The following is a 222-nucleotide window of genomic DNA, read 5'->3' on the forward strand; positions in this document are numbered from 1 at the left end:
TCACGGTGGCGGAAGGCAGCGATAGTGCCACCGTCAGTGCCACACTGAGTAATCCTACTGACCGTGCCTTTACCGTAACGTTAAACAATGGCGCCACCATCACCTTTGCGGCCGGGTCAACAACCGGCACTTCATCAGCCTTTGCGGTGCAAGGTGATGATGTTTATCAAGATGGTGAAAGCTACACCCTCCGTGTAACGGATTCCGGTGAGCATAATTTCG

General features: G+C 53.2%; 1 protein-coding gene. It reads left to right on the top strand.

Annotated features, from left to right (window positions below):
* On the top strand, window positions 1-222 hold a 222-nt coding region (locus MFP24_RS00055; protein WP_249246701.1), incomplete at both ends, for an immunoglobulin-like domain-containing protein.

This window comes from Brenneria tiliae, assembly GCF_023347575.1.
Lineage (GTDB): Bacteria > Pseudomonadota > Gammaproteobacteria > Enterobacterales > Enterobacteriaceae > Brenneria > Brenneria corticis.